At 44.4% G+C, this 7,643-nt stretch carries 7 protein-coding genes; 4 read left to right on the top strand and 3 right to left on the bottom strand.

Going from position 1 to position 7,643, the window contains the following annotated elements; translation table 11 throughout:
• Positions 1 to 406: restriction endonuclease (locus AS194_RS14190; RefSeq protein WP_152978644.1), on the bottom strand; the 406-nt coding region annotated here is incomplete at its 3' end.
• 347 nt (positions 407 to 753) lie between these two features.
• Here AS194_RS14190 and AS194_RS12680 point away from each other — a divergent pair.
• Positions 754 to 1,374: a class I SAM-dependent methyltransferase gene (locus tag AS194_RS12680; RefSeq protein WP_058025854.1), complete on the top strand. Its 621-nt coding sequence runs from the start codon at positions 754 to 756 to the stop codon at positions 1,372 to 1,374.
• Positions 1,375 to 1,464: 90 nt separating this feature from the next.
• Here the strand turns inward: AS194_RS12680 and lptG are convergent, their stop codons facing one another.
• Positions 1,465 to 2,673, bottom strand: a complete 1,209-nt coding sequence (lptG, locus tag AS194_RS12685; protein WP_058025856.1) for an LPS export ABC transporter permease LptG — start codon at positions 2,671 to 2,673, stop codon at positions 1,465 to 1,467.
• Positions 2,673 to 4,055 (bottom strand): LPS export ABC transporter permease LptF, encoded by a 1,383-nt coding sequence (locus AS194_RS12690; protein WP_319822867.1) that lies wholly within the window; start codon positions 4,053 to 4,055, stop codon positions 2,673 to 2,675. Before AS194_RS12690 ends, lptG begins: the two co-directional genes overlap by 1 nt.
• 413 nt (positions 4,056 to 4,468) lie before the next feature.
• Here AS194_RS12690 and AS194_RS12695 point away from each other — a divergent pair, with 413 nt between their 5' ends.
• The 3 genes from AS194_RS12695 to AS194_RS12705 all read left to right on the top strand — a co-directional run bounded on the left by AS194_RS12695 (position 4,469) and on the right by AS194_RS12705 (position 7,569).
• The gene (locus AS194_RS12695) at positions 4,469 to 5,086 is read left to right on the top strand and encodes a cysteine hydrolase family protein (RefSeq protein ID WP_058025857.1); all 618 of its coding nucleotides are present in this window, start codon (positions 4,469 to 4,471) and stop codon (positions 5,084 to 5,086) included.
• A 281-nt stretch (positions 5,087 to 5,367) separates the two neighbouring features.
• Positions 5,368 to 7,026, top strand: a complete 1,659-nt coding sequence (locus tag AS194_RS12700; protein WP_058025859.1) for a leucyl aminopeptidase — start codon at positions 5,368 to 5,370, stop codon at positions 7,024 to 7,026.
• Positions 7,027 to 7,101: 75 nt separating this feature from the next.
• Entirely contained in the window at positions 7,102 to 7,569 is a 468-nt protein-coding gene (locus tag AS194_RS12705; RefSeq protein ID WP_058025860.1) for a DNA polymerase III subunit chi, read from the top strand.
• Positions 7,570 to 7,643: the final 74 nt, after the last annotated feature.

A 7,643-nucleotide genomic window follows, 5' to 3' on the forward strand; every position in this document is an offset into this window, starting at 1 on the left:
GTCTCCGACAATCCCGGGGCGGTTCACAGTGAGAGCTGTAGTACTTTGGGTTTTCTCCGTCTACGAATATACTTTCCGAACTTAGTGCTTGATTAATGCCATATTTCCCAAAGCTTCTATTCAGAACCCATTTCAAACCATCTGTGTCACTTATTTTAATTAAACCAACATTTCTCTCTAAAGCTATATTATAAGCTGATTTCGCTAGTCTAGAGCTAATCGCCATGATTGGCTTCAAACCATGAGTGAAACTGCCCTCACTCAGGTCTCTAACATCTTGTAAAAACTTATTTATTTGATCAACGCCAACTGCTTTTTTATAATCTTTACACTCAACAAGTATTAATGATGAATAATTTGGAATGTTTTTATCTCTATATACTTCGATGGCAATATCAAACTCTATATACCCTTTACGAAACCTTGAATAATATTTTTTCTTTTTAAAAAACCTTTACATGGCTCTCATGACCCATAGATAAGCTAAAGCTTTTGATGTCCTTCATAAGAAGTGATAATACTTTATCCTCAAACTTATCGCCTTTTTCCGTTGTATTCATGATGATCTCATAGGCTATATTTTTATAAACCAATCTTACACTACAAAATTAGCATGTAGCCTAGATTTTTTATCTGTCAAATTAATACGATGCTGCAAACCTACCCTTTTCTCGTTACAATACCTATCATACGATGCGCACTGTCTAATTGGACAACGCACCCCCTTCTACCTATCTGTTATTTGAGAATCCTATGAGCCACCCACTAAATCATAAGCCACCTGCCGACCTCCTCAAAAACGCCGAACACTGGCGCGAAGACATTCATTTTCAGCAAGACGTGCTGGGTAAGCCGTTTGATTTTGCAACCACGTGGGGTATTTTTTCACCGCAAAAGCTCGATGATGGCAGCCTGATGCTGCTTGATTATGTGGATTTCCAAGACGATGATGATTCGATCGACTTGGGCTGTGGCTATGGTGTGCTCGGCATGACGGCGGCGCGCGAATGTCCGAATGGTCAGCACACACTAATTGATAAAGATTTTATGGCGGTAGAATATGCGCGCCGTAACTGCGAAAAAAATGGTCTAAAAAACGTCGATGTGCATTTATCCAATGGCTTTAATCATGTGGCAGCGGACAAAGACTTTAGCCTTGTGATGTCGAACTTGCCTGCCAAAGTCGGTAAAGAGCAGCATTATCTGTATTTCCTCGATGCTTATGCCCGCATGCGTCAAGGTGGGCGTTTTTATGTGGTGACGATCAATGGTTTGCGTCAGTTTATGAAGCGCTCATTTACCGAAGTGTTCGGTAATAGCGAAAAGATCAAACAAGGTAAAACCTATACGATTACCATGGCGACCAAAGATTAGTCTTCAGCATCCAACCATAAAAGATCGTCATAAAAAAGCACGCTAAAATAGATCTAGCGTGCTTTTTGTCTTGTATGACCAACTGTCTTTCTACATCTGGCGTTTTATCAAATAACCACCCAATAGCGCACTACCGATAATCGGTAATAACACCATCAGCATGGGCGAGAATCCTGTGGCGAGCGATATAAACCCAACCAAATCCTGAATATAGCTAAAGAGCAAGCCAAACAGCAAAGCCACCACAATGCGCAAGCCCAAACTGTGCGTCCGTAGCGAGCCAAAGACGAATGAGCAAGCAACAATGACCAGTGACAATATTGATAAAGGTGATAATAGCTTTTGCCAAAACGCCACTTCATGATCCAAGGAGCGCTTGCCCTGCCCTCGCATAAACTGACGATGCTCGTATAGTTGCGTCAATGACAAGTCCTCTGCCTTGCGCGTCAGTAGATACACCGACTCTGGAGCGAATGGTAAGCTGAGCGTATCTGATGGTGAAACGGCTTGGCTACTCTCAAAGCCCTGATTAATGCTAAGCTCGACCATATCGTTCAGCTGCCATTCGTAGCGATACTGCTCGCTTGGCTTGTCACTGGTCACATCGATAGGCTCACGCCCCGTATATTTTCCGCCATTAGCATGTACAGCGGTTTGCAGATTACCGTTGTTGTCCAAATGCCAGCGTTTGACCTCGCCGATATTACCCTGAACATCGGCATAATCGATATATAAAATATCACTGCCATCAGGTGTGGCGCTGCCATCTTGTGCATTTTCAAAGCGTGGCTGCACCGTCCAATAGCCGCGCACTGAAGTGACTAGCGATGTGTTGTCCTCATCGTTTATTTGCTTTGCCAATTGATTGGAATGCGGTAGCACGAACTGATTAATCGCCAATGCCAGTAGCACAAAAATGAAGGCAGGTTGTAACACCCAGCCGACGATACGATAGATGCTGACCCCAGCCGCACGCATGACGACCAGCTCACTTTTATTAGCAAGTAAGCCCAATCCTATAACGGCACCGAGTAGCGCACCCGTTGGGATGAATTGCTCTAAGAAATAGGGTGATCGATAAAAGATATATTTAAGTGCCTGCCCCATCGTATAACTGTCATCTAACGAATCGAGCTCTGATAAGTAAGAAAAGACCAGCTGTAACGCCCATAAACCAACGACGGCCGCGATAATAGCAAGTAAGGCGTTGAGTTTGACATAGCGTCCCAGCACTTTGAGACTACCTGGTTTTTTGGCCAGCTGACCAGCCCCTGCAGACTTAACAAATAAAGAGCGCATTAAGACTGCCCTCCTTGTGAGCTATTGTGTTGATTGTCCAGACTGCTGATAGGCGCGGCGACGGCTAATCTATTTTCTTGTTTACGAAAGCGCAATCGATGTTGCACACGGCTGCCCCAATTCAAATAAAGCGCTAGTGCCATAAAGCCTAATACCAGCCATGCATATGCCCATACGCTAATACTGCCTTTGCTCACTGCGTTCTTAAGCGAGATGATGCCTAGCGCACAGCTGACAAATAATAAGATAGAAGGAAATAGACGCAGCCAACGCCCTTGACGTGGACGCACTTGCGCAAGCGGTACAGCCAGCATCGGTGCGATAATCATCAGCCACGGCAGTGCCAGACGGTAGCCAAGCTCACCTTGAGCAGCACGCAGCGCGTTATTTGTACTGGTTTGTGCATCACCCGTTGCCGCTTGCCATAGAGGTCCAATTGCTTGGGTTTCAATATTGTCTTCAGTAATGACGTCTTGCGAGGATTCAGTAAGCGTGATGCGATAACGGTCAAAGGCGACTTGATTGTATTTCAAGCTGCCTGCACCCACCTCATAGCGACGACCTTGAAATAGATCCAACTGGGTCACACCACTATTGCCAGTATTGACCTGTTCAGCACGCTTGGCGAGCGTGATGGTATCTTTACTGATGTTTTTTGCATCTCTATTTATAATATCTTTTGGCATATCAGAGATGCCCATTTGATCAGCGGTTTCTTGATCAATCGTATTAGTCATATTAGCAGAAGTGTTTTTAGCATCGATGCTTTTCTCGGTGCCTTTAGATATAGGCTCAGATTGGATCAATATCACATCTTGTAGTTTTTTCTTATCATCGCTGAGACTACCCACGTATAGATGGTAGTTACCGCTGCTTATAAACTCATTTGGGCGAATCAGATCAAACGCACTGGTCAATGCTTGCTGCTGCCATACCGCCTCAGATGAGCGTACGCCCCATGGTTTGCCTACGATAGATAGCGCCGCCTCACCAACAAACAACGCTAATATCAATGGTGTCATCAGGCGAGCCAGCCTACCGCGAGACACGCCGCTGGCATTGATGACAGCCATTTCTTGATCGACATATAAACGACCAAACACCAGCATCAACGCGATAAAAAAGGCCAGCGGTAATATCAATTCTAGAAAATACGGCAGGTTGTACCCGATGATCGTAAACAGCAGGCTAATATCCAAACGTCCTTCAGCAGCAATGCCAAAATAACGTATCAAACGACCGCCAAGCATCATTACTACCAAAAACCCCAGCACCAAAGCAGTGGTCGAGGCAACTTGTCGAGTCATATAGCGGCGTAATATCACAATGGGTACTCTTAAACAGTTGGTATGCGCATGATGAATTGGGGGATCTATCGTCATATTTGAGCACAATAACAATGCATCATAGGCATCATATACGTTCAAATAATACTGACAATTACTGAGTGACTGATTAGTCCTACTCAACAAACACAAGCGACAAATATAACCGCTAATCGTAGCATGTTTTGCCTAAAAATGGCTGTGAAATGTGTTTGCAAACATTACGTACACCTTACTGATAGCACATTACTATTGGTAGACGATAAACATATCAAATATCGGATAAATCGTTAGTGGAATCTTATATGGAATTGGTTTAACAGTGTTTTCTCCAATACGTTTTTTATTTATTTAGTTTGGAAAGGTTTGTTTGTCATTCGTATCATAGAACCTCTATCTCTATTATTAATTGCTAGACTGACTGACGGATAAAAATAATTTTATGTCATCTACTGTAATGGAGAATACCAATGACTAATACCACATCTACGCCCGCAACCCTACTTGAACTTGCTGGTGGTCAGTTCGATACACTTGATTGGTCAAATTGCGCTATCGTACTTATCGACTATCAAAACGAATACGTCGATGGCGCGATGCCACTGGGACAAGCGGGCGCTAAAGCCATCGACAACGCACGACTATTGCTGGATAAAGCCCGTCAGCAAGATGTCCCTATCTTTCACATCACCCATCATGGTGCAGAAAATGGTAATGTCTTTGATCCTTTATCATCTAACGTCGAGATAGTCGAGCAACTACAGCCGCATGATGGCGAAACCGTGATTGTCAAAAACCATCCCAATGCGTTTTATGATACGCAGCTACAATCACTACTCTCGTCTGCACAAAAGCAGCAAATTATTTTTGCGGGTTTCATGAGTCATATGTGTGTCAGTTCAACCGCCCGCGCCGCATTCGATTTGGGCTTCGACAGTTTTGTCTGTCACGACGCCTGTGCCACTCGCGATCTCCCAAGTGCTACTAGAAAAACCATCAGTGCTGAGGTCATGCATGATACCGCGATGGCAGCGCTACAAGACAGATTTAGTGCGTTAGTAACGACTGATGAGTTAGTTAACAGTTAATTTAATATATTAATAGCCACTGTAATAAGTGCCGTATCTCATCATTCAACGCGCGTCATGAGCTAAGGCTCATTATGAACTAGGCATAGCCACATATATCGTCGTATTGTAGTGTTAATTGACATACAATTTTGTTCGGACTTATTACCTAACCCTTGCAAACTGCGCACCATCATCGCAATATGCTACACTATCGTGATTGCTCTACAAGCCAAATAATCCAATAATCTAACAGGCACCAGCAATTGCATCATTTTCATAACTCTAATAAGGATAACTATATGTATATCAAATTATCTCAGCACCTGCCAAAGACGCATACGCAAAAAATCCTCAAAAAAGAAGCCATAAGTAAAGACGACGCTTGTCTGGTGGTCTTGGTCGATGATAAGAAAAACATCCTTGCCAACTCCATGCTGACAGACTATACCGCTCGTATTGAGCAATTGATTGAAGTCTCTCATTTTAAGGGCACAGCCTGTGAGACCGTTGCTGATTATGCATTGGCAGGGGATAAAAAAACCACCAAACAAAACCCTGTACAGCTGTTGTTGGTTGGTGTCGGTAACACGGACAAATTCAGCAATACCGTACTGCAAAAAATTGCCAAGACCATCTATAGCAGCACGCAAAAGCGTGTATCGTCTATTACCGTTGCCTTAGGTGATGCGCTAGAAGAAAGCCATTTTGGTCAATTTGCCCTAAACCTATTGGCAGCCAGCTATCGCTTTGACAAATATAAATCTGAGCAAGCAACGCCTGTATTGACTGATATTTATCTGTTAGCTGATAACTCACTACAGCCTGCACTCGCATTTGCTGAGGCAGTATTCGCCGGTCAAAGCCTCACTCGTGACGTCGCCAATGAGCCAGGTAATATTTGCTTCCCTGCATATATGGCAGAGCAAGCACAAGAACTTGCAAAAACCTATCCTGACCTATTGACTGTCAAGGTACTCGGTGAAGACGAGATGTCAGCGCTGGGTATGAACTGTTTCTTATCAGTGGCTCAAGGCTCTACCAAAGAAGGTCAGCTTGTCATCATGGAGTACCGCGGTAAATCCTCATTTAGTGCAAACGCTGGCACCACCGAGCAAACGATTGGCAACGCAAAAGTGACTGGTCTAAAAAAAGCGCTCACTGATAAACTACCAACCAAAAAATCCGCTAAGAAAGCCGACAAAGCTAGCGACAATAATGCACAAGCTACAAATGATGATGCGCCTATCGTCTTGGTCGGTAAAGGCGTGACCTTTGATTCAGGCGGTATCTCAATCAAGCCAGGCGCGGCAATGGATGAGATGAAGTTTGACATGGGTGGTTCAGCCTCAGTACTTGGTACCATCAAAGCTTTATGTGAAGCACGTCTACCAATCAACGTGGTCGGTGCGCTCGCCTGTGCTGAGAACATGCCATCAGGTGATGCCACGCGCCCAGGCGATATTGTCAAAGCCATGAATGGTAAATCTGTTGAAATTCTGAACACCGATGCCGAAGGTCGCTTGGTATTGGCTGATACTTTATGCTATGTACAGCGCTATAATCCAAAAGCCATCATCGATGTCGCCACATTGACGGGTGCTTGCGTGGTTGCATTAGGCCATGTGCGTTCGGCAGTCTTTAGTAACGATGAAGATGTATTGTTTGATCTCGAGAATGCGAGCAACTTATCAGGTGATCTTATCTGGCACATGCCACTAGACGACGAGTATCAAGCACTGATTGACTCGCCAATTGCTGATATCCAAAACATCGGTGGTAAAGGTGCGGGCGCAGTGACTGCCGCTTGCTTCTTGTCTCGCTTCATTGAAGAAGGTCAGGCATGGGCGCATTTAGACATTGCTGGTACCGCATGGAACTCAGGCAAAGATAAAGCCGCGACTGGTCGTCCAGTACCGCTATTTATGCAGTACCTGAAAAACAGCGCGGATATGGCTTAATCGATCAATGGCAGTGCATTAACGACCGTCTATTGATAAATGCTATTTTATCAAACACTTTATGAAAACCATTCTATGAAGATCAGTTTTTATGTATTAAGTGAGAGTAAAGCCCAAGATTTCTTGGGCTTTATTTGTCAGTTGACTCAGACAGCGCTGAACAAAAGCACGCAGTCTTTGTTGATTTTGATCGAAGATGAAACGTTGCTAGCAGAGCTAGATAGAGCACTTTGGGCACAAGATGCCACCAGCTTTATACCGCATCAATGCCTGTCGGATATTCATTCTAAAGCCGCTGACTCTGACGCCGACAAATCGTTAGCGCCCGTATTGCTCGGCAGTTATATGCCAGCAGACTTTAATGGTATCGTGCTCAATACAACGACACGTCCGGTGACTGGCTTTATGGCTACGACCAATAATGCCAAGCCCTCTCGCGTCCTTGAGCTAATCCGACCTGATGCTACCAGTACCCAAGAAGGTCGCCACAAATATAAAGCCTATCAGCAATTAGGCTATGAGTTGACTCACTTTAGGGTATAGCGCTGCCGTTCACTTTTCTCTACGCTTCATCACTACTTTTAATACCTCGTTAACTAGGGCGTGTTGAACATTCG

Origin of the sequence: Psychrobacter piscatorii (assembly GCF_001444505.1) — a bacterium.
In the GTDB taxonomy this organism is placed as follows: domain Bacteria; phylum Pseudomonadota; class Gammaproteobacteria; order Pseudomonadales; family Moraxellaceae; genus Psychrobacter; species Psychrobacter piscatorii_B.

Bases quoted from the DNA above. Each gene is read 5' to 3' on its own strand.
- AS194_RS12695 (WP_058025857.1), top strand. From the start codon at position 4,469: ATGACTAATACCACATCTACGCCCGCAACCCTACTTGAACTTGCTGGT.
- AS194_RS12690 (WP_319822867.1), bottom strand. From the start codon at position 4,055: ATGACGATAGATCCCCCAATTCATCATGCGCATACCAACTGTTTAAGA.
- AS194_RS12680 (WP_058025854.1), top strand. From the start codon at position 754: ATGAGCCACCCACTAAATCATAAGCCACCTGCCGACCTCCTCAAAAAC.
- lptG (WP_058025856.1), bottom strand. From the start codon at position 2,673: ATGCGCTCTTTATTTGTTAAGTCTGCAGGGGCTGGTCAGCTGGCCAAA.
- AS194_RS12705 (WP_058025860.1), top strand. From the start codon at position 7,102: ATGAAGATCAGTTTTTATGTATTAAGTGAGAGTAAAGCCCAAGATTTC.
- AS194_RS12700 (WP_058025859.1), top strand. From the start codon at position 5,368: ATGTATATCAAATTATCTCAGCACCTGCCAAAGACGCATACGCAAAAA.